20 protein-coding genes are annotated in these 22,630 nt (G+C 35.7%); 13 read left to right on the forward strand and 7 right to left on the reverse strand.

The genetic code is table 11. From position 1 onward, the window contains the following. The first annotated feature begins 23 nt into the window (after positions 1 to 23). Both BN1243_RS01005 and BN1243_RS01010 read left to right on the forward strand, forming a co-directional pair. Entirely contained in the window at positions 24 to 1,595 is a 1,572-nt protein-coding gene (locus BN1243_RS01005) for a peptide chain release factor 3 (protein ID WP_062104432.1), read from the forward strand. Positions 1,596 to 1,825: 230 nt separating this feature from the next. Next, positions 1,826 to 4,915: an efflux RND transporter permease subunit gene (locus BN1243_RS01010; RefSeq protein WP_062104433.1), complete on the forward strand. Its 3,090-nt coding sequence runs from the start codon at positions 1,826 to 1,828 to the stop codon at positions 4,913 to 4,915. Between the two features lie 114 nt (positions 4,916 to 5,029). Here the strand turns inward: BN1243_RS01010 and BN1243_RS01015 are convergent, their stop codons facing one another. Then, complete coding sequence (locus BN1243_RS01015; protein WP_062104434.1) at positions 5,030 to 5,227, reverse strand: alpha/beta-type small acid-soluble spore protein; 198 nt, start codon at positions 5,225 to 5,227, stop codon at positions 5,030 to 5,032. Positions 5,228 to 5,478: 251 nt separating this feature from the next. Between BN1243_RS01015 and BN1243_RS01020 the strand changes: the two genes are divergently transcribed. Both BN1243_RS01020 and BN1243_RS01025 read left to right on the forward strand, forming a co-directional pair. Beyond that, positions 5,479 to 6,834 carry a TrkH family potassium uptake protein gene (locus tag BN1243_RS01020; protein WP_062104435.1) on the forward strand — a complete coding sequence of 452 codons (1,356 nt, stop codon included), beginning with the start codon at positions 5,479 to 5,481 and terminating at the stop codon, positions 6,832 to 6,834. 27 nt (positions 6,835 to 6,861) lie between these two features. Further along, on the forward strand, positions 6,862 to 7,848 hold the full coding sequence (locus BN1243_RS01025) for a diaminopimelate dehydrogenase (protein ID WP_062104436.1): 987 nt from the start codon (positions 6,862 to 6,864) through the stop codon (positions 7,846 to 7,848). Positions 7,849 to 7,991: 143 nt separating this feature from the next. On the opposite strand, the gene BN1243_RS01030 is transcribed toward BN1243_RS01025, so the two are convergent. After that, a complete protein-coding gene (locus BN1243_RS01030; RefSeq protein WP_062104437.1) occupies positions 7,992 to 9,023 on the reverse strand; it encodes an acyltransferase family protein in 1,032 nt (343 codons plus the stop codon). A 128-nt stretch (positions 9,024 to 9,151) separates the two neighbouring features. Between BN1243_RS01030 and BN1243_RS01035 the strand changes: the two genes are divergently transcribed. The 3 genes from BN1243_RS01035 to BN1243_RS01045 all read left to right on the forward strand — a co-directional run bounded on the left by BN1243_RS01035 (position 9,152) and on the right by BN1243_RS01045 (position 11,208). Then, a complete protein-coding gene (locus tag BN1243_RS01035; protein ID WP_062104438.1) occupies positions 9,152 to 9,640 on the forward strand; it encodes a methylated-DNA--[protein]-cysteine S-methyltransferase in 489 nt (162 codons plus the stop codon). 142 nt (positions 9,641 to 9,782) lie between these two features. Continuing rightward, positions 9,783 to 10,040 carry an aspartyl-phosphate phosphatase Spo0E family protein gene (locus tag BN1243_RS01040; protein WP_062104439.1) on the forward strand — a complete coding sequence of 86 codons (258 nt, stop codon included), beginning with the start codon at positions 9,783 to 9,785 and terminating at the stop codon, positions 10,038 to 10,040. Between the two features lie 388 nt (positions 10,041 to 10,428). Next, positions 10,429 to 11,208, forward strand: a complete 780-nt coding sequence (locus BN1243_RS01045) for an SDR family oxidoreductase (protein WP_062110263.1) — start codon at positions 10,429 to 10,431, stop codon at positions 11,206 to 11,208. Between the two features lie 54 nt (positions 11,209 to 11,262). Here the strand turns inward: BN1243_RS01045 and BN1243_RS01050 are convergent, their stop codons facing one another. Continuing rightward, positions 11,263 to 13,401, reverse strand: a complete 2,139-nt coding sequence (locus BN1243_RS01050; protein ID WP_062104440.1) for an ATP-dependent Clp protease ATP-binding subunit — start codon at positions 13,399 to 13,401, stop codon at positions 11,263 to 11,265. 264 nt (positions 13,402 to 13,665) lie between these two features. Between BN1243_RS01050 and BN1243_RS01055 the strand changes: the two genes are divergently transcribed. After that, entirely contained in the window at positions 13,666 to 14,700 is a 1,035-nt protein-coding gene (locus BN1243_RS01055) for a YkvI family membrane protein (protein WP_230200069.1), read from the forward strand. A gap of 98 nt (positions 14,701 to 14,798) precedes the next feature. On the opposite strand, the gene BN1243_RS01060 is transcribed toward BN1243_RS01055, so the two are convergent. From BN1243_RS01060 to BN1243_RS01070, 3 genes are all read right to left on the reverse strand, one after another. Beyond that, complete coding sequence (locus BN1243_RS01060) at positions 14,799 to 15,524, reverse strand: membrane lipoprotein lipid attachment site-containing protein (protein WP_062104441.1); 726 nt, start codon at positions 15,522 to 15,524, stop codon at positions 14,799 to 14,801. Positions 15,525 to 15,604: 80 nt separating this feature from the next. Beyond that, positions 15,605 to 16,219, reverse strand: a complete 615-nt coding sequence (locus tag BN1243_RS01065; RefSeq protein ID WP_062104442.1) for a CPBP family intramembrane glutamic endopeptidase — start codon at positions 16,217 to 16,219, stop codon at positions 15,605 to 15,607. Between the two features lie 84 nt (positions 16,220 to 16,303). Next, the gene (locus tag BN1243_RS01070; protein ID WP_062104443.1) at positions 16,304 to 16,495 is read right to left on the reverse strand and encodes a YkvS family protein; all 192 of its coding nucleotides are present in this window, start codon (positions 16,493 to 16,495) and stop codon (positions 16,304 to 16,306) included. 420 nt (positions 16,496 to 16,915) lie between these two features. Here BN1243_RS01070 and BN1243_RS01075 point away from each other — a divergent pair, with 420 nt between their 5' ends. From BN1243_RS01075 to BN1243_RS01095, 5 genes are all read left to right on the forward strand, one after another. Continuing rightward, positions 16,916 to 17,182, forward strand: coding sequence for a phosphocarrier protein HPr (locus BN1243_RS01075; protein WP_062104444.1), 267 nt, complete (start codon positions 16,916 to 16,918; stop codon positions 17,180 to 17,182). After that, positions 17,182 to 18,900: a phosphoenolpyruvate--protein phosphotransferase gene (ptsP, locus tag BN1243_RS01080; RefSeq protein WP_062104445.1), complete on the forward strand. Its 1,719-nt coding sequence runs from the start codon at positions 17,182 to 17,184 to the stop codon at positions 18,898 to 18,900. Before BN1243_RS01075 ends, ptsP begins: the two co-directional genes overlap by 1 nt. 234 nt (positions 18,901 to 19,134) lie before the next feature. After that, positions 19,135 to 19,920 carry an SDR family oxidoreductase gene (locus BN1243_RS01085; protein WP_062104446.1) on the forward strand — a complete coding sequence of 262 codons (786 nt, stop codon included), beginning with the start codon at positions 19,135 to 19,137 and terminating at the stop codon, positions 19,918 to 19,920. A 29-nt stretch (positions 19,921 to 19,949) separates the two neighbouring features. Further along, positions 19,950 to 20,822, forward strand: a complete 873-nt coding sequence (locus BN1243_RS01090) for an NAD(P)-dependent oxidoreductase (protein WP_084781766.1) — start codon at positions 19,950 to 19,952, stop codon at positions 20,820 to 20,822. A gap of 28 nt (positions 20,823 to 20,850) precedes the next feature. Next, complete coding sequence (locus tag BN1243_RS01095) at positions 20,851 to 21,756, forward strand: chemotaxis protein (protein ID WP_062104447.1); 906 nt, start codon at positions 20,851 to 20,853, stop codon at positions 21,754 to 21,756. Between the two features lie 422 nt (positions 21,757 to 22,178). On the opposite strand, the gene BN1243_RS01100 is transcribed toward BN1243_RS01095, so the two are convergent. Then, positions 22,179 to 22,568 (reverse strand): hypothetical protein, encoded by a 390-nt coding sequence (locus BN1243_RS01100; protein ID WP_062104448.1) that lies wholly within the window; start codon positions 22,566 to 22,568, stop codon positions 22,179 to 22,181. Positions 22,569 to 22,630 lie beyond the last annotated feature (62 nt).

Consider the following 22,630-nt stretch of genomic DNA (forward strand, 5'->3'; position numbering starts at 1 on the left):
CTGTATTTGGAAGGAACATTATCATGTCAAAAACTTTAAAACAAGAAATTGAATCAAGAAAGACGTTTGCCATTATCTCTCACCCTGATGCTGGTAAAACAACGATGACTGAAAAATTATTGTATTTTGGTGGAGCTATACGAGCTGCTGGTACGGTAAAGGGGAAAAAGACAGGGAAATATGCAACTTCCGATTGGATGGAAATTGAAAAACAACGGGGAATTTCTGTTACCTCCTCTGTTATGCAATTTGATTACCACGGATTTCGCATTAATATTCTTGATACTCCTGGACACCAAGACTTTAGTGAAGACACATACCGAACGTTAATGGCTGTTGATAGTGCCGTCATGATTATCGATTCTGCTAAAGGGATTGAGGAACAAACGCTTAAACTATTTAAAGTTTGTAGAATGCGTGGCATCCCTATTTTTACATTTATAAATAAATTAGATCGTCAAGGTCGTCCACCTCTTGAGTTGCTTGCGGAGCTAGAAGAGGTCCTTGGTATTGAATCTTACCCAATGAATTGGCCGATCGGAATGGGGAAAGAATTTCAAGGTATTTATGATCGACACAACAATAGAATTGAACAATTTCGAGTTGAAGACGATAATAGATACTTGCCTTTAAATGAAGAAGGAGAAGTAATTGGAGATCATCCCATTAAACAATCCGGTTATTACGAACAGACATTGGAAGAAATTATGCTTCTTGATGAGGCTGGTAATGAATTTTCTCAGGAAAAAATTAAGAATGGTACACTTACGCCTGTTTTCTTTGGGAGTGCTTTAACAAATTTTGGAATACAAACCTTTCTTGAAACATACTTAGAATTTGCTCCTTCTCCGCAACCGCGAATGAGTAATGAAGGTGAGATTGATCCTCTATCTACTCAGTTTTCAGGATTTATATTTAAAATTCAAGCAAACATGAATCCGGCTCATCGGGATCGAATTGCTTTTGTTAGAATTTGTTCTGGACAATTCGAACGAGGGATGAATGTAACTCTTGCCAGAACAGGAAAGCCAATCAAGTTATCACAATCGACACAGTTTTTAGCCGATGACCGTAGTACCGTTAATGAAGCTGTAAGTGGCGATATTATCGGTTTGTATGATACGGGCACATACCAAATTGGGGATACTCTCTTTGAAGGAAAGCAATCAATCCATTATGAGAAACTGCCACAATTTACTCCTGAACTTTTCGTAAGAGTCACTCCGAAAAATGTTATGAAGCAAAAAAGTTATCATAAAGGAATCGAGCAACTTGTCCAGGAAGGCGCTATTCAGTTATATAAAACATATCGAACCGACGATTATATACTTGGGGCAGTTGGACAATTACAATTTGAAGTTTTTGAACATCGGATGAAAAATGAATACAATTCAGACGTTATTATGGAACCAATGGGATCCAAAATTGCCCGGTGGATTGAAAATGAAAAATTTGATGAATCTCTTTCAAGTCAAAGAAGCTTACTTGCGAAAGATCGCTTTGACCGCCCTTTATTTTTATTTGAAAATGAATTTGCTCTTCGCTGGTTTCAAGATAAGAATCCGGATATTATTCTTAGCAATCCGATGGAATAGAGAATTGAAACAACATTTAGTTGGGGTTTCCATCGACGAATAAATTTTATAGCTTAGTCAAGGTAAGATCGCAGTTAATATAAGTTAATTTGGCAAAATCCCTTTTTGAAAACATTTATTCAAAAAGGGATTTTTATTTTATCTGTAAAAAGTGGCAATGGTTACATAATAATCCATCTGTTAATGGAATAATAAAGATGTCTACTGTTCTATCCGAAAGGAGCAATTTCGTGAACATCAGTAATTTTTCTATTAAAAGACCTGTATTTACTATAGTCACCATGTTACTAGTCATAATTTTAGGTTTCGTTTCATTGTTGAAAATTCCATTAAAATTAATTCCTGATATTAATGCCCCTATTGCAGTAGTTGTAACCTCGTACCCTAGTGCAAGTCCAGCAGAAGTAGTTGAAAAAATATCAAAGCCATTGGAAGCAAGCTTAGCTACTTTACCAGGGATCAAAAATGTTCAGTCTATCTCACAAGAAGGATCTAGTTTAATTTTGCTTGAATTTACGTGGACAACGTCGATTGATGACGTTCAAAATGATGTTTTACAGAGGATAGATCAAACGCCGATTACATCGGATGCAAATAAACCGAGATTTTTAAAATTTGATCCTTCACAATTTCCAGTCATTCAACTTTCCTTGAAAACGAATAGGGATGAAAAGAACTTAAGGGTTCTTGCTGCTGATTTAACAAACGAACTGAAAAAAGTGGAAGGAGTAGCGAATGTCAATGTGTCAGGTACATTGATTGAAGAGGTTAGGGTGATCATAGATGAAGAAAAACTTAAGAATAATCATCTTGCTCAATCTGATCTTATTCAAGTTATTCAAGCTAATAATATTTCTATGCCAGGTGAAACAATTTTAATGGAAGGGAAGGAACTTACGACTAGAGTAATCAGCATGCTTCACACAACTGAGGATATTGCTAATCTGCCAATAACAGCTAACCCAATTAATGGAAAAAAGATTCGCATTAAAGACGTTGCAGAAGTGAGATTGCAGGAACAGCCATCGAAAAGTATAACACGGACTAATGAGCAGCCTTCAGTGTTATTAAGCGTTCTTCAGGAATCCAATGCGAACACAGCTGATGTTTCAAAAAACTTTCAAAATGCATTGGACAAGCTTTTAAGAAAAGAACAATATAAAGGAGTCGAATCGGCCGTACTATTTGATCAGGGGGATTATATTCGGATTGCAATCGGAAATATCGCTTCATCGTTATTAATTGGAGGAGCCCTTGCGATGCTAGTGCTGTTTTTGTTTTTACGGAGTTTCAAAAGCCCGATCATTATAGGAGTAGCAATCCCGTATTCGGTCATTGTTACATTTGTTCTCATGTATTTTGCGGATTTTGCAATGAATATAATGACGCTAGGGGCACTTGCTCTAGGAATTGGAATGCTTGTTGATAACGCCATTGTAGTGATTGAAAATATTTATCGTCATCTTTCAATGGGAAAAGCCCCTGAACAAGCGGCTCGTGATGGAGCAAAAGAAGTGGCGGGAGCTATTACAGCATCGACGTTTACAACTGTTGCAGTATTTCTTCCAGTAGTTTTTATAAGTGGTTTACTTGGACAATTATTTAAAGAATTTGCTTTTACGATTTCCTTCAGTTTATTCGCCTCACTATTTGTCGCTTTAACCGTTATTCCAATGCTTGCAAGTAAGTGGCTGAAAGCATCCAAAAACAATTTTGAAGCAAAAAGACGTCGATCGAAGTCAATGAATATGTTGGATCGCTCAATTCGTTGGTCATTACGCCATCGTCTCCTTATTTTAACAACGGCCGTAGTGTTATTTGTTGCTGGCCTGTTTGGGTTTGGTTCTGTTGGAACACAGTTTTTGCCACCGACAGACGAAGGTTTTTTTAGTATTGGCGTCCAGTTAGAAAATGGAGCTGCTTTAACAGAAACCGATAAAGTAGTAAATGTAATCGAAAAGCAGCTTAAAAAGAATAAAGATGTAGATGTGTATGTTAGTTTAGTCGGTTCAACCCAGGAGGAAGCATTCCAAGGCAAGGGCAAGGTGAATGCCGCTGAAATATATGTGCGACTTAATTCAAAGGAAGTTAGGAGAGAGTCCTTATTTAAAATTGTTGATCAACTTAAACCAACCATTATCGAACAGGTTAACAAAATAAATGATCAAGCCAAAGTGAAATTTGATGTTCAAGCAGCTTCAGGAATGGCGCCACAAACCCTAACATTTAATGTTAGTGATACTAATAAAGAGCGTTTGGAACAAAATGTAGAATTGATTTATCTAGCACTCAAAGATATTGCTGCTGTTACAGAATTATCTACAAACACAGCTAAAACAGTGGAAGAAGTACAAATTAGCGTGAATCGAGAAAAAGCTTTTGACGTAGGATTGGCTCCTGTGCAAATTGCTACGGTTGTTAACAATATAACAAAAGGCGTGCAGGCTTCACAGATTCTGGGCGAAAATTCGGAAGTATACGGAGTTTTTGTAGGATTCGATGAAGATGTAAGCAGAAATCTCGAGAAGTTAAAATCATTGTTAATTAGAAAATCAGATGGTTCTTACGTTAAATTAAGTGATGTTGCGGATATTACAACGGGTAAGGGACCTGTTTCTATTCAAAGACTTAATCAACGGGATGCTGTCCAATTTAAGTTAAAGTATGACTCGGAAACTAATCTAGGAGCAATTTCTAAGCAAGTAGATAAAAAAATTGCTGATTTAAAGCTCTCTGATCAAACGGAACTTACGTATAGTGGGGAGACAGAACTACTTGAAGATTCCATGAATGATATGATTATGGCTTTTATTTTAGCTATTCTTTTAATATATATTGTAATGGCTGCTCAATTTGAATCGTTTAAATATCCATTTGTTATTATGTTTACAGTGCCTTTAATGGTCATTGGCGTTGCGATAGCATTAGTTATAACTAGACTTCCGATCAGTATTCCAGCATTTATCGGACTAGTTATACTAGCTGGAATAGTTGTGAATAATGCCATAGTTCTTGTAGATTATGTTAATCAACGGAAGGATGCAGGTTTATCAAGTTATGAAGCTTTGGTGGAATCTGTAAAAGATCGTGTTCGCCCGATTCTTATGACGTCGTTAACAACTATTCTCGGACTTGTCCCGATTGCTCTTGGAATAGGGGAGGGAACGGAAATCAATCAACCAATGGGTGTGACAGTAATAGGAGGGTTAATTAGTAGCACTTTGTTAACTCTGTTTATCATCCCTATAGTCTATAGTCTATTTGATCCGGAAACACGCAGAATGAATAGTAAAAAGAAAAGGTTGCATTTAAAAAAATAAAAAATCGCATGTGAATCTCTGGGGTTCACATGCGATTATACTATAGAGGTTTGTCTAATCTCACCACTCGTCTAATACCGAATGTATTAGAATTTAGAATTGTGTTAATTTTTCCTATTGCTGATTTCCATTCAATTGGGCTTGTGCTTGTTTAACTAACCTTTTTGTAATTTCTCCTCCAACTGAACCATTGCCTCTCGAAACAGTGTCAGCTCCTAAGGTTACCCCAAACTCTTGGGCAATTTCGTATTTGACTTGATCTAAATATTGTTCGATTCCGGGAACAAGTAGTTTATTACTTTGTCTAGGCATTTAAATAACTCCTCTTCATTAAATTTATTTCGTATTCGTAGTATGGTTTAATAATTGATCATTCATGAATGGTAAAATGAGAGTTGATTGGATGAAATTTGTAAGAAGAGTAATATCGTGAAAATTCATCAATAATCAAGCTTTCAGCTAGGTATTATCGGATTAAAAGGTTATGGATATTTTTTTCTTTCCAATGAAGATGTTTTTCATTAATATAAAAGAATGGACTTCAATTTGGGGGATACATTAAAATGAAGCGAATTAAAAAATTAACCGTAACAAGGTTGACACCTTTTCGTATCCTTGTGACTTATTATTTCTTCACAGTAGCCATTTCAGCAGTACTACTAAGTTTACCATTTGCCCGAAAACCGGATGCTGAGTGGTCTTTTATGGATGCGATCTTTACTGCAGCAAGTGCTGTTAGTGTAACTGGATTGACAACGATTAAAATTGCTGATACTTTTACAACATCTGGTATCTTTTTACTCATGATCGTTCTGCAAATAGGTGGAATTGGTATTATGACGATCAGTACTTTTTTCTGGCTTATGTTAGGAAAAAGAGTTGGACTAAAGCATAGACAATTGATTAGAACAGATCAAAATCAACTTAATCTATCAGGATTAGTAGCCCTGTTGAAGGAAATTGTCTATATAATATTGTTCATTGAGTTAATAGGAGCAATTGTACTTGGTACATACTATTTAACGTATTATTCGACATGGCAAGAGGCCTACTTACAAGGGTTGTTTGCTTCGATTAGTGCAACTACAAACGCTGGTTTTGATATTACTGGCCAATCTTTGCTACCGTTTGCTAAAGATTATTTTGTCCAATTTGTCACAATGATACTGATTATTTTAGGTGCGATAGGATTTCCTGTGTGGATCGAGGTAAAGAAATTTTTACTACATAAAGATGAAAATATTCGTTTTCGTTTTAGTTTATTTACAAAAATAACAACTTTAACGTATGTTCTTTTATTAGTAGTAGGTGCAATTGTCATATTAGTTATTGAAGCTGGTCAATCATTTTCAGGGAAATCATGGCATGAATCTTTATTTTATGCTTTATTTCAGTCGACCTCTATGAGAAGTGCTGGATTGTTAACTATGGACGTAAACCAGCTATCCGTTTCAACGATCCTTTTTATGTCGGCATTAATGTTTATCGGGGCATCTCCTAGTTCAGTTGGTGGAGGTATTAGGACAACGACATTTGCTTTAAATCTTCTTTTCTTATTCCATTTTGCTCGTGGTCGATCAGCTATTAAGATATTCCAGCGTGAAATTCACCCACAAGACGTGCTAAAATCTTTAGTTGTACTTATGTTAGCAGTTATTTTAACAGGTACATCAATCTTTCTATTGTCGCTGACCGAAGATGCAAGTCTTATCGCTATTATTTTTGAAGTAGCATCGGCATTTGGAACATGTGGAGCCTCGATGGGAATCACTCCGGATTTAACGATTTTTGGAAAATCCTTGCTTATTTTATTAATGTTTATTGGTAGAATTGGAATACTATCCTTTTTGTTCATCATGGCTAACAATGAAAAGGAGCCAGATTTCCATTACCCGAAGGAAAGAGTCATCATAGGGTAAAATATTAGTACATTGGAGGTAATAATCATGGCAAACAAAATTAGAATTGGTATTGCGGGTTATGGGAATTTAGGTAGAGGTGTAGAAGCCGCTATCAAGTTAAATGCAGATATGGAGCTCGTAGGTGTATTTTCTAGAAGAGATCCTGCTAGCGTTAAAGTTCTAGACCCAAATGTAAAAGTTTTATCAATTACGAATGTAGAAGAATATAAAGATCAAATTGATGTACTTATTTTATGTGGTGGGTCTGCAACAGATTTACCTGAACAAGGTCCAGAATTGGCCGCTATGTTTAATACGATTGATAGCTTTGATACACATGCTAAAATTCCCGAGTATTTTGCTAAAATGGATGAGGTAGCAAAAAGGTCAGGAAAAACAAGTATTATTTCGGTTGGTTGGGATCCCGGTGTATTTTCGATGAATCGCTTGCTTGGGGAAGCGATACTTCCTGAAGGAGAAACGTATACATTCTGGGGGAAAGGTTTGAGCCAAGGACACTCTGATGCAGTTCGGAGAGTGGATGGTGTTAAAGCTGGAGTCCAATATACAATCCCTATTGAAAATGCCGTTAATCGTGTTAGGAATGGGGAAAACCCAACGCTAGCAACAAACGAAAAGCATCTACGTGAGTGTTATGTAGTTCCCGAAGAGGGAGCAGAGCTTAAAAAGATTGAAGAAGCGATTGTTACAATGCCTCACTACTTTGCTGACTATCATACAAAAGTTAATTTTATTAGCGAAGAAGAGTTTCAGGCTAATCACTCTAAAATGCCTCACGGTGGTTTTGTAATCAGAAGTGGAAAAACAGGTGATTCAAATTCACATATAATGGAATTTTCTTTGAAACTTGAAAGCAATCCTGAGTATACGGCAAGTGTATTGGTTGCATACGCTCGAGCGGCTTTTAAAATGAATCAACTTGATCAAACTGGAGCAAAAACAGTATTTGATGTACCAATGGGCTTACTTTCGCCGAAATCAGCTGAGGATTTACGGAAAGAATTACTATAGAAAATAGTAAAAAACCGGCTTTAAATGCCGGTTTTTTTACATTCAAATTGGAATTTTATCCCGCTTTAACTGATTGTAAGACCCACACTTCAGGAATTAGAGAAGAATCCGAGAATTTAAGTTGGGGAATGTTAAAGTCATGTTTATGCTCTTTTCGCGCTAGTCAAATTATCCTTCATATCTCCTAAAAATTGTTTCCATCTTGACCACTTCAGTTCAATAAAAGGCTGTGCTGCAACTGTGACAAATTTGCTTGATAAAATGGATGTGAGTCCTAATGCGATTATGAGAAGGATGATGACTGTTTGCGAATGGTCGATGAGCCCCTCAAAATCACTACCTCTAAACGTTCGTATAACAAATCCATGTAATAAGTAAACGTAAAGTGTGTTTCTGCCCCATTTTGTAAAAAATAGTTTTCTATTAGGTACAAATGCAAAGAAGCATCCTACCATGATAAAATTAATAAAGTAAACTCCCATCCTTTTTAATATGCCGATAGCTGTAACGGTCTCCAGATCACTATAAGGTTTAGATCCTAAAAGCCACTTTTCATCTAATCCAGGATAGAGAACGAAGATTAGTCCAATTACGATTACGATCGTCATGGCAAATAATTTTGATTTATGAGAAGCAACGCGTTGAAAATGCTCCCTTTTTAAATAAAATCCAACTAGAAAAAAAGGAAAAAATACAAAGGTTCTTGACAGACTTAGGTAATTGGAAATCCAATCTACATACCCGATTACTAGGCCAGTTGTTACAGCGATTGCTATAGCGTAGGATGGTTTTAACTTAGTAAATGCCAGCAACATTAGGTTCCAGTAGAATAAACTCAGTAAAAACCACAGAGACCATTGTGGATTAAGAAAATCGAATTGCAAAGTGTTTTTATCCAATAAGAAGTAATAGAAAATAGTGTAGATTATTTGGAAAATAAGGTATGGTAAGATTAACTTTTTCATTAGCTTTCCAACGTATCCATTTTGATAGATCCCTTTGGCAAAATATCCAGAAACGAGGATAAATGCAGGCATATGAAAAGAATAAATGAGTTTATAGACGTTTTCAATTATTGTATTAGTTTCTACATAGGATTGAATAAGGTGCCCAAATACAACTAGAAAAATCAAAATAAACTTTGCGTTATCAAAATAATAATCTCTTTTTTTCATCTATATCACCAACTTTATAGTTGTTGCTGATATATTACCCCTTTTCACCTGCTGATAATATTACCGTTTTATAAAGTTTGAGTGACAAAAAATTATTACTGCGAAATATATGTAAAGGAAGAGGCCAAATGCAAAAGTACTTTAAAGTAACAGATAGTTTGATAGGCGATCTTGTCATAATCGGAAATAAAGCTGCCATTACCGGTTTGTTTCTACAATACGATGAGTTCCAGAATGATAATGAAAAATGGGGAGTTATAGAAGCAAGTGATGATCCATTATTGATGGAGGCTGCTAATCAGCTCAATGAATATTTTCATAAGAAACGAAAGAAGTTCCAATTGCCACTCTTAGTCGAAGGAACTCCGTTTCAGAATGCGGTCTGGGAGGAATTAAACAATATACCATATGGAGAAACAAGAAGCTATGCGGATATTGCCAAAGCCATACATAATGAAAAGGCAGTGAGGGCGGTAGGACAAGCAAATAGAGTTAATCGAATCCCAATTATTATTCCTTGTCATCGTGTAATCGGGAAGAATCGACAGTTAACGGGTTATGCTGGCAATCAGATTGAAAAGAAAGAAATATTGTTAAAAATTGAAGGAGTTTTATAAGTAATATGTTCGTCAATTGTTAAGAAATGATGACAACTTGTAAAAAAAATGTCTACTTTTGCGAATCTATTTACAATTAAAATCTTTGTTGAGATAATGGCATAGTTGAGTTTTTAGGAAACTAATTGGAGGAGAACAGGATATGTGTTTTAGCGTCAATGATCAGAATAATTTTTTAGCAAAAATTCAAGAAAAGCGTAAAGAAATGTACTTATTTGGGGAGATGTATGGATTAAATGCAGAAAAAACAATTATTTGCAGTCAAGAACTTGATTCTTTGTTGAATGAATACTATCAAACGTTTCAAGCAACAAAAAGTTCTAAATCCATTATCATTCCTAGAAAGAATGTTGCAAATAGTTTCGTAAGACAACAAAGACTACTACAATTTGCAAAATAGACAAATTTTGACTAGGGAGACTAGAAGCTAAAAAGGAATCCATTTAGAATTCCATAATAATATAAAGAGCTAAGCACCCTTATACATATGTCTATTTTATGTTGATATGCTCACACAAATATAATAGTCAAACTGAAACAAAAGCAAATACAGAATCCACATCATTACATCCTGCTTCTCATCAAGGTCTAATTGTGATTATTTCTAACTCAATCAATTTGACTTATTAAAGAAAATTCAAACAATGGGGGTCTAACAGCTCTTAATTGCAGGTGTCAGTTCATAAACAACAAAAAAATAGAGAACATATTTGAGACCTCTTCTTTTAGGAGTAGAAAATCCCATTTGGGGTAAACTTTCCAAAAGGAGGGGTTTCATGGTAAATAATATGTCTTTGGAAAATAAAGTCGCAATCGTGACGGGGGCTGCTTCGGGGATTGGTGCAGCAGCAGCTATTCAATTAGCGAAAGCTGGTGCTATAATCGGACTTTTAGACTTAAAAGAAGAAAAGGCGGAGAAGGTAAAAAAGGAAATCGAAGAACAAGGTGGCAAAGCGATAATCGAAGATGTAGATTTATCTGATCCAGCTAGAGTAAATAAAGGAATTGATCAAGTTGTGAAGGAATTTGGTCGACTTGATATCGTTTTTGCGAATGCGGGAATCAATGGTGTTGTCACTCCTATTGAAGATTTTCCACCTGAAGAATGGGATCATACGATTTCAACCAATTTGAAAAGTACTTTTTTAACTGTCAAATATTCAATTCCACACTTAAAACAAGCTGGAGGAAGTATTATAATTACAAGTTCCATCAATGGTAATAGGAAGTTTTCAGGATTTGGCATGTCTGCCTATAGTAGCTCGAAGGCTGGTCAAATGGCTTTTGGAAAAATGGCAGCACTTGAACTTTCATCCTATAAGATTAGAGTTAATATAATCTGTCCTGGAGCCATTGAAACAAATATTGGCGAGAATACGCATCCTGAGCAGGAAAAGCTCGCAAAAGTAAAAATTCCGGTAGAATATCCAGAAGGCAGTCATCCTCTTGAAAATGCACCTGGACAGCCTGAGCAAGTAGCCAATTTAATTCACTTCTTAGCTTCAGATGCATCCAGCCATATTACTGGATCAGAAATCTATATTGATGGGGCTGAAACGTTACTGTAAAAGAGAATGGAATACTAAAAGAGATTGTCATTTGCGACAATCTCTTTTTTAATATTAAGTTTCTGAAACAATTGTGATGACATTATTATTTAAATGAGCTTTTAATATTTTCTTTTCTGGATAATCAAGTATATAGTCAGCAATTTTATTTTCAAGCTGTTCTTGGATTACCCTACGAAGGGGACGAGCACCGAATTCAGGATGATAGCCCAATTCTACTATTTTCTCTTTCACTTCGTTAGAAATTTCAAGCTTCATCCCTTGTTCAGAAATAGTTTGTTGTAATTCGTTCAAAAGTAGTTCAACAATTTCCAGTAAATGTTTTTTATCTAGTTTATTAAATTCGATAATGCTGTCGAAACGATTTAAGAATTCTGGCTTAAAGAATGATCCGAGAGAATCCAAAATACTTGTTTCTTTAATGGCATCGCTATTACCGAAGCCGACATGAATAGCTTTTGTGGTCACTCCCGCATTACTTGTCATAATGATGACAGTATCTTTGAAGCTAACCGTTCTTCCTTGACTGTCAGTTAAGCGGCTATCTTCTAAAATTTGTAAAAACATATGCTGAACATCAGGATGGGCTTTCTCAATTTCGTCTAACAGAATAATACTGTATGGGTTTCGACGCACCCTTTCAGTTAATTGGCCTGCTTCATCATGGCCTATATAACCTGGAGGAGAGCCGATTAATTTTGATACACTATGTTTCTCCATATACTCACTCATGTCTAAACGAATAAAGGCATCCTTCGTTCCGAATAATTCTTCAGCAAGTGTTTTCGTTATTTCTGTTTTACCAACACCTGTTGGTCCTACGAAGAGGAAGGAACCAATTGGTCGATTCTTCGCTTTTAAGCCAGCTCGGCTACGACGAATTGCTTTTGCTATTTTTTGTACAGCGTCATCTTGACCGATCACTTTTGTTGATAAATTCTTTTCAAGATTTTTCAATTTAAACTGTTCATCACCTTGTAGTTTTCCTACAGGGATTCCTGTTTTAGTTTCGATTATTTCTTGGATATCATCAACACTTACAACAAGTTTCGGACTAGATGATTCGTTATTTAATACCTTTTCTAAATCTGCTTCCTCATCCCGAAGCTTTGCAGCAAGTTCGTAATCTTCTCCGGAAAGCGCTACTTGTTTTTCCTTTTGAAGGTCCATAATCCTTTTATGCACGTCGTCTTTATCAGTGTTTTTTAAGGTCAAATTTAATTTTGAACCTGCTTCATCCATGAGATCAATTGCTTTATCTGGAAGATAACGATCTTGGATATAGCGAGCGGATAGCTCAACACATGCTTTTAACGCATCTTCGCTATAGTGAACTTGGTGAAAACTCTCATATTTTTCCTTTAATCCATATAAGATTTCTATAGATTTTTCTATGGAAGGTTCATTGACTTGAACAGGTTGAAAACGTCTTTCTAGCGCTGCATCTTTTTCAATTTGCCTATATTCTTTCAGTGTTGTTGCCCCAATAACTTGGAGTTCACCGCGGGCAAGTGCGGGTTTTAATATATTGCCAGCATCCATCGATCCTTCTGCTGAACCTGCTCCAACAAGTAAATGAATCTCATCAATAAATAATAGAACATTTTTCCGTTCTTGCAATTCGGAAATAAGCTGTTTCATACGCTCTTCAAATTGTCCTCGAACTCCTGTATTCGCTACTAGAGAGGCGACATCAAGTAAATAAACCTCTTTATTCTTTAATTTGGAAGGAACATCTTGTTGAACAATTTTTAAGGCGAGGCCTTCTGCTATAGCGGTTTTCCCAACACCAGGTTCCCCAATTAAAACGGGATTATTTTTATTTCTTCTATTTAAAATTTCAATTGTTCTTTTTATTTCATCATCACGGCCAATTACAGGGTCGATGAGTCCTGCTTTTGCCCCATTATTTAAATTACGACCAAATTGGTCAAGAAAACCATTATGTCTAGCTTTAGTTGATCTATTTTTTGTTGCTTGATCAAATGAATTTTGTCCTTGAGGAAAACTCATAAACAGATCTTCGAAACCATTAATTCCTGAATTTAAACTTGGATTAGAAACAGTAGATCCAAATTTATTTTTTTCTTTACTATAACACTCACTGCAAAAAGCTAATATTTGTTTTTGACCATTTACATTTAAGTGAAGATGAATATTAGCATTTTTCGCTTGGCATTTTGAACATAACATAAATATCAATCCTCCATACAGATAATAGAATATTGATTTTGACTAACCTTGACCATAGGGCGAAAAAATAAAATTGATTAAACTTGATCTACTCTAATTAACGCTATGCTTATGTCTATAATTTTTGACTAATTCTGACCTTATAGCAGTATTATACATTGACCTTTTTTGACTTTCAAGTGTTTCGATATGTTTTTTAGACTTTTTTTCAATCTTACACATAAGGATATAGTAGACGAAAAGTTAATGAAGTGGGGCGTGAGAGTGAAAAAGTGGACAGGGGCATTTCAAGTAGCAGCAGTATATGTTGGTACAGTAATTGGAGCTGGTTTCGCAACTGGAAAAGAAATAGTAGAATTTTTTACTCAATATTCGTTATACGGATTTTTCGGTATACTACTTGCTGGATTTCTGTTTATTATGATGGGAACAAAGATGATGTTAATGTCTATTGATATTCAGGCAAGCTCATTTAAAGAGTTTAATGAACATCTGTTTGGGAAGTTCTTTTCAAAGATTATGAATATCTTTATGACTATTATGCTTATTGGAGTTTGTGCAGTTATGCTCTCTGGGGCAGAAGCTTTATTTTTGGAACAATTGGGTATACCGAAAATTGTAGGATCAGTAGTGACAATTACTTTAAGTATTTTAGTTATGATTTTAGGTGTTAAAGGTTTATTCGCAGTAAATACTTTTGTCGTGCCAATTTTAATCGTTTTTAATTTAATGGTTATGTATTCAGCTTTTTATTATGATTTTTTTCCGGAATATTTGCTGATTACGCCTGAAATAAAGTCTGGGTGGAAGGCGGCGGGATCAGCTTTTTCCTATGCGGCCTTTAACTTGACGCTTGCTCAAGCTGTACTTGTACCAATAGCGACTGAAATAAATAATAAGGCAATCGTTAAATTAGGAGGAATTTTAGGAGGGTTTCTTTTAACAGTTATTTTAATTTCTAGTCATATTACTTTAGGAGCTTTGCCTAGTCTCTTAGACTACGATATACCAATGGCTGTTGTTGTGAGAAACACATTCGAAAATATTTACTTTATTTATCTGTTTATTATTTTCGGAGAAATCTTCACTTCCTTAATTGGAAACTTATACGGGATTGAACGACAGTTGAGGAAATATGTGGAAGTAAAAAGCATTTGGATTTTTATTGTAATTATGGTGTTCGTCTATTTAGTCGGCAGGGTTGATTATGGACAGTTGTTAGGGATTTTATACCCTTTATTTGGTTATATTAGTTTAGCTTTTCTTGTGCTCCTTTGGAGAAAATCTATACAGAAATAAAGTGAAGCTCAATAGGTAGATGTTGTTTGACTTTCAGAAAGTGGCGATGTAGGATCAAAGGGAAAGGGAACCCATTCAATTTTGGGCTCCCTTTTTATTTATTTGCTGTCAATAGTTTCTCCCATTTTTAATAGGGGATCACTATAATCAGTGTTTAGCTTTGTAAAAATCGTCAACTTTAAAATAAAATCCGTATTTTCTTTTATAATTCCAGTGACCAGATCTTCCTCGTTTTTGGATTGATACATATGACTATCTTTAAGCCAGCCATCATTATTCTCAATTTCAACTACATTATCGCTCACAGCGGTTAATTGCTCTTTCATAGTTGCGACGGCATCTTCAATAGAGATGTCTTTTGGCAATAGTTGAATCCTCATATTGTGGAAAGAATCCTCTTCAAGATAAAGGATATCACTATTTGGTTCTTCCCCTGTCAAAATATAGCCAGGTAAAACATAAACTGAATAATCTTGATTATCGCTTCGCTTTAAAAAGGCGGTTTCCTCAGCTGTTTTTCCATTTATCGCAAATGTTAAATTTTTTTCCATAAGTCGGATTTTCTCAGTCTCTGTATTATTTTCCTCGGCATTCTGAGAATCATTATGACTACCTGTTTTGTCTTCCTGTTCGTTTTGTTTTTGATTTTCTTCTGATTCTTTAGTTGACTTTTCCCCGGAGCTCCCTTTCGAATTCTCTACTTGATTTTGTTCGGGAGTACCACCACTCCCAGTTGTTTCTTCATTTTCGTTAAGAGACTGTCCACAAGCTGATAAAAGAAGTACAGCACCTATAATAAAAAGGATCTTTTTAAGTAACTTCAAATTATTTATCCCTCCTTGAATAAAATGTCTTCTTATTCAATTAGACGGAATAAGATAAATTTCGTTACACCCAGATTTTATTAAGAGAGAGGGAAAAATATGAGTAGGAGCAAATCAAATAATAAATGGGAAACGATTAACAGAGGTATACTACGTTTCCATACATACAGTAATCCCCAAAAAATCCCACTCACAAAAGCCATAATAATAAGTATTGGATAGTCAGTGAAAATAAATGCACCTGCATATAAAGCAGCTGAGGCGAAAATACTAGAAAATGTACCCATATTATTCATAAACCTTTTTTGAATGAATCCTCGCCAGAACAATTCTTCTCCTGGCGCGATGATAAATATTAAAGCTAAGTACTGCCAAAACCATTCTGGAGAAAACCGGTCATACAATGTTGCTACAATTTTATCAAAGTTACCTGGTAAAATCCCAAAAATCAAGTTACCAGCGGCGACAATAAGATATAAGCCTATCCCGGATATAACCCCAATTAACATATGCTTAGTATTAGCTGTTTTATCTTCAATTTTTTCATTCATAATCGTTATACTGATTAGCACTAACATAGTTGCTGTGTATAGATACCAAAATACTTGTTGCTTGTAATCAAAGGAAATAGAAATTAGTAAATAGGCTAATAATAGCCCCACTAAAACTTTCCAGTCTTTTAAGCTCCTAATCATTACAAAACCCTTTCTATAAAAATCGCTTTTATTCTTACTAGTTAAATATTAAAATTAAAAAAAGGCAAGCGATTCCGCTTGCTTTTAAATTTTCGATGTTTCTTTAATAATTTTATAATTTTTGTGGTTAACAACGGTTTTTTCTTCCAAATCATAATCTCGATAATTCTCCATATAGGTTAGATCTACAATGACGGAATTCTCATTAACCTTTTCAACAATTCCTTGAAGTCCATCTCTGAACTCTATGATATTCCCAACTTCAGCAATTTTCATTTACATTCTCTCCCTTGCTCTATATCCGGTCAGTGATTTTCGAGTTTGAACCTTTGTTATTGCACAAAAGTTTGAAAAAGAAGTATGGTCAACGATGAGTAGCAATTTTCACCCCAATGGTTTGGGTCTCGTTAACCAAATGGCCAGTAGGTAATTATTCGTAAATCCAGCTCAGACGGACAAGAATCTCTATTGTCATCAAAAGGATGACTTGATGTATTTAGTCTGTAATCGCTTTTCATAATATTTTGCACTATTTTATTAGAAAGTGCAAGAATATTATCGTCTAGGGGTAAGTTAAAGGATAAAGTAAAAAATTATTCGTATTTTACAGCGCAATGATTGACGAAATCAATAAAATTAGCTAATTTTGTATTGTGAGGTCTTTTAATTTATTTTAACGAAAAGGAGTCGGGATTAATGATCGAAAAACAATTTACTGTTGTTACTGATACTGGAATTCATGCAAGACCAGCAACGATGCTTGTTCAAACAGCGAGCAGGTATTCATCAGATATTCAATTAGAATATAAAGAGAAAAAGGTGAACTTGAAATCAATTATGGGTGTTATGTCACTCGGTATTGGTAAAAACGCTACTATTAGCATTAGCGCTGATGGAAATGATGAAGCAGAAGCTATCGCTGGAATTGAAGAATTGTTTGAAAAAGAAGGACTTGCAAAATAATGTCCACCATATTGAAAGGGATAGCAGCGTCTAGTGGAATTGCCATCGGAAAAGCATTTCGGCTTGTTGAACCGGACTTGTCTTTTGAGAAAATCGCTATCTCAGATGCTGATGAAGAGATTAATCGTCTTCATTCAGCATTAGATGCCGCCAAATCTGACCTTAAAACGATAAGGGATCATGCTATGGCAAACCTTGGGGAAGATAAGGCGGCCATCTTTGATGCTCACCTTTTAGTATTAAGTGATCCTGAGCTAATCGGAGAGATAGAAGGGAAAGTCAGAACTAATAAAGTAAATTCAGAAAGCGCTTTAAAAGAAACAACGGACCAATATGTTAGTATTTTTGAACAGATGGATAATGAGTATATGAAGGAAAGAGCCGCTGATATTAAAGATGTTTCAAAACGGATACTTGCTCATTTATTAGGAGTTCAAATTCAAAGTCCAAGTATGGTTGCTGAAGAAGTGATTATCGTCGCTGAAGATTTGACGCCATCAGATACAGCACAACTAAACAAACAATTTGTCCGTGGGTTTACGACCAATATCGGAGGACGCACCTCGCATTCTGCTATCATGGCAAGATCATTAGAAATTCCAGCTGTGGTAGGGACTAAAACGATTACAAGCTCTATTCAAGATGGGGACTTGCTTGTTGTTGATGGAATGAATGGAGAGGTCCATGTTAATCCTACCTCGGAGGCTGTTCAAAAATTTGAGGAAATGCAGAAGAATTATGAACAGCAAAAGGCAGAATGGGCACTATTGAAAAATGAGGCTACTGTAACAAGTGATGGTGTTCATTTAGAACTAGCAGCTAATATTGGTTCTCCAAACGATATAGAGGCTGTTCTCAAAAATGGTGGAGAGGCAGTAGGATTATATAGAACTGAATTTCTTTTTATGGAAAGGGATCAGTTGCCTTCCGAAGACGAACAGTTCGAAGCGTATAAAACTGTATTAGAAAAAATGGAGGGGAGATCTGTAGTTGTTCGAACACTTGATATCGGAGGAGATAAAAAACTCCCGTATCTTCAGTTGCCAGATGAGCTCAATCCATTTTTAGGAATTCGTGCTATTAGGCTCTGTTTAGAAGAACAAGATCTTTTTCGAACGCAACTTCGAGCTTTGTTACGAGCTAGCATCTATGGGAAATTGAGAATTATGTTCCCGATGATTGCCACTCTCGATGAATTTCAATCCGCTAAGAAAATTTTATTAGAAGAAAAACAAAACCTTCTCAATTCTGGCATCAAAGTATCAGATGACATTGAAATAGGGATTATGGTTGAAATTCCTTCGACAGCAGTATTAGCTGACCAACTTGCAAAAGAAGTTGATTTTTTCAGCATTGGAACGAATGATTTAATTCAGTATACAATGGCAGCTGATCGAATGAATGAGCGAGTTTCTTATTTGTATCAACCTTATAATCCAGCTATTTTACGGTTAGTTAAAATGGTTATTGATGGTGCCCACGCTCAAGGTAAATGGGCAGGAATGTGTGGAGAAATGGCAGGAGATGAGCTAGCTATTCCACTCTTAGTCGGTTTAGGACTAGATGAATTTTCTATGAGTGCATCTTCTATACTTAAAGCAAGGAATCAAATTAAGCATCTTGACCAGAAGGAAATGAAGGTATTAGCTGAAAAAGCTCTTTCCATGCAAACTGCTGGACAGGTTGTAGAACTAGTCAAAAAAGAAACAGAACTGTAACATAATTGTAAACAGTTTTAATGTGTATAGAATGATAAAAAGTGGTAAAGAATAGGGAACATGATTGATTTGACTTTTGTCATTTCATTCTCATTTTTCCCCCTTTTTCGCCGGATCGGATGACGATCCGGTGTTTTTTTTATGGGGAATGAAAATCTGACTTTATCCTAGAGTTTAGCTTAATAAAGGATTCAGTGTATAATGAAAAAAAGATATGATTTGGGAGGCGAGATGATGGACTTAGGTCTAAAAGGTAAGAATGTACTCGTTGTGGCATCGAGCCAAGGGATTGGAAAGGCAATTGCTCAAACATTAGTTCAAGAAGGATCAAACGTAATGCTAGCGAGCCGTAATGAGATAAAACTTAATCTAGTTAAAGAGGAACTTGAACTTTATGAGAGCGGTAAAGTAGATTGGGTCCAATGTGATCTAACGAAGCCGGAAGAAATCAAAGCAATGGTTGAAAAGACAGTAAATCGATTTGGCGGTCTAGATATTTTAGTCAATAATGCAGGTGGGCCACCAGCAGGCGGGTTTGAAGATATGGATGATGAGAAGTGGAATGCAGCTTTCGAGTTAAATTTACTTTCTTATATTCGTGTTATTCGAGCTGCCTTACCTCATTTGAAAGAAAATGGCGGTCGTATTATTAATATTGCGTCTTCTTCCATACGTGAACCAATCCCAGGTTTAATTCTTTCGAATACATTCAGAATGGGGATCGTTGGGCTTGCTAAAACATTAGCGGATGAATTTGCTCCATATAATATTTTGGTCAATACGGTAGCTCCCGGTAGAATTTTAACAGAGCGTATTAGCCAATTAGATGAGGTCAATGCCGTGAAAAGTGGCAAAACGCTTGATGAGGTTGCAAGAACGGCTGAGGATGCGATCCCCCTTAAGAGATCAGGAACTCCAGAAGAGTTTGCAAAAGTGGTTGCTTTTTTGGTTTCAGATGCAAATACATATATGACGGGGAGCAGTTTCTTCGTTGATGGCGGTAAATTAAGATCCGTTTAAGAATGTAAAAGAGCTAAGGGGATGGAAAAGTGGAAAAAACAATTGGTTTTATCGGTTTAGGTGTAATGGGGAAAAGTATGGCGCTAAACTTAATGGAAAAAGGTTATCGTCTAGATGTATACACACGTACGAAAGAAAAGGCAAGGGAGTTACTGGAAAAAGGGGCACGTTGGCAAAATACACCTAAAGAAATTGCAGAAAATGCCGAAATAATTATTACGATGGTTGGTTATCCAAAGGATGTTGAAGGTGTTTATTTTGGTCAAGACGGAATTTTCTCGGTAGCAAAAGAAGGAACGATTGTAATTGATATGACAACATCAACTCCAACGCTTGCAAAGAAAATTTATGAAGAGGGTAAAAAGAAACAAATTTTCGCACTGGATGCCCCAGTCTCAGGTGGGGATATTGGTGCTCAAAAAGGAACTTTGTCCATTATGGTTGGTGGGGATCGTCAAACATTTGAAGATTGTCAGTCAGTGTTTTCGACTTTAGGAGAAAATATTGTTTATCAAGGTGAAGCCGGAGCTGGTCAGCATACGAAAATGTGCAATCAAATTGCGATTGCTTCCAATATGATTGGAGTAATGGAAGCATTCATTTATGCGAACAAGGCAGGGCTAGATCCCGACAAAGTTTTACAATCTATAAGTGCAGGAGCTGCTGGTAGTTGGTCTATGTCCAATTTAATCCCTCGGGTTATTAAAAAAGACTATTCACCAGGTTTTTTCATTAAACATTTCATTAAAGATATGGGGATTGCATTAGAGGAAGCTGAAAAAATGAACTTGCATTTACCTGGCCTTGAACTTGCAAAAACAATGTATGATTCTCTAGCTATAAAAGGAGAGGAAAATAACGGCACCCAGGCTTTGATAAAATATTGGAATAATCCTTCGTAAATGTAAGCACTTGAAAGGCAGGAAAGGTATGGAAAAGGGAATTTTATTAGAGAGTGGAACAAACGAGTTAGAAATTATTGAGTTTAAAATACAGGATCATCGATTTGGTATTAATGTCTTAAAAGTAAGAGAAATTATTCACCCAATGCCGATCACTAAAATCCCCCATGCACATCATTACATATTGGGGATTATTCAGCTACGTGGTGAGGTGCTACCTGTCATTAGTTTGGAAAGAGCGTTAGACATAGATACATCTACTGAACGTGATAGCATGAACGATAAGTTTGTTGTTACTGAATTTAATCAACAGAAGGTTGTATTTCATATTCACAGTGTAAGTAAGATTATGCGTATTTCATGGGATCAAATAGAAAAGCCATCAGAAATTTATACCTTAGATTCTTCCAATATTATCGGAGTTATAAAAGATAAAGATAATATGATTTTATTGTTGGATTTTGAAAAGATAGTTGTTGATATTAACCCTGATGCAGGGATTAATACTTCAAAAATTAAAGAATTAGGACGAAGAGAAAGATCGGAGAAACAAATTTTAGTGGCCGAAGACTCTCCACTTTTAAGAAAGTTGTTGAAGGAGACATTATCAGCTGCTGGTTATGATCGTGTCGCATTTTTTGAAAACGGTCGAGAGGCACTAAGCTATATGGAGTCAATTATTCAAGAGGGCAAGGATGTTTATAGGGAAATTCAGCTAGTGATTACCGATATCGAAATGCCGCAGATGGACGGTCATCACTTTACAAGAAGAATTAAAGATAATCCTCTAATGTCCAAGCTTCCGGTTATTATTTTTTCATCTTTAATAACAGATGATATTTTCCATAAAGGTGAGATTGTCGGTGCCAATGCACAAATTACGAAACCACAAATTGGTGAACTAGTATTAAAAATTGATCACAATATATTGTAACGGAAAACAGGTGGAGAATAGCCTTCTCCACCTGTTCCATTTTAAATTCCAATAATTAGAAAACTTTCAGCCTCTTTAAAAAGCTCATATGTTCCTTTATTTATCAAAAAAGCGAAGTTTTGTCTCTGAGAACGCCTATCGGAGACAAATACTCCGATTCTAAGCTAGATTTGTCTCTGATCATGTGTATCAGCGACATTATTTATCAAAAAAGCGAAGTTTTGTCTCTGAGAACGCCTATCGGAGACAAATTATTCCAATTCTAAGCCAGATTTGTCTCTGATCATGTGCATCAGCGACATTATTTATCAAAAAAGCGAAGTTTTGTCTCTGAGTACGTCTATCGGAGACAAATTATCCAATTCTAAGCCAGATTTGTCTCTGATCATGTGCATCAGCGACATTATTTGTAAATGAAGGTGTTATGATTGATTTTTTGCCATTAATTCTTTAATGGGACTTTTCCAATCAATTTCACTGTCTGGATATCGAAGTTGGATCTCATTTTCAATAAACTTAAAATCTTCATAGGATAGTCCTTTTAACAGATCGGGATTATGAGGCCAAACAAAAATGGAAACAACTTCAAAGGAACGTTCAGTTGTACCCAGGTATTTTTCGCCTTCAAACATGACACCATTATAGGTAATTAGAAAATTTTTTCTAATATTATCCGGCACATCATAGAAAAAATACTTTTTTTGTTCATGAGCTGCTTCAAGTTTTCGCTTTGGGTCGAGGATAAACTTAATCATCCTATAAATGAGATAAATAATAAAGGCAATAATGACGATTCTCAATATGTGAATCATGGCAGGGGCCTCCAATTCGGTTAATCTACTTGGCTATACGAATCAGAATTCAAAAGGTTTCA

Source organism: Bacillus niameyensis (assembly GCF_001375535.1).
In the GTDB taxonomy this organism is placed as follows: Bacteria; Bacillota; Bacilli; order Bacillales; family Bacillaceae_C; genus Lederbergia; species Lederbergia niameyensis.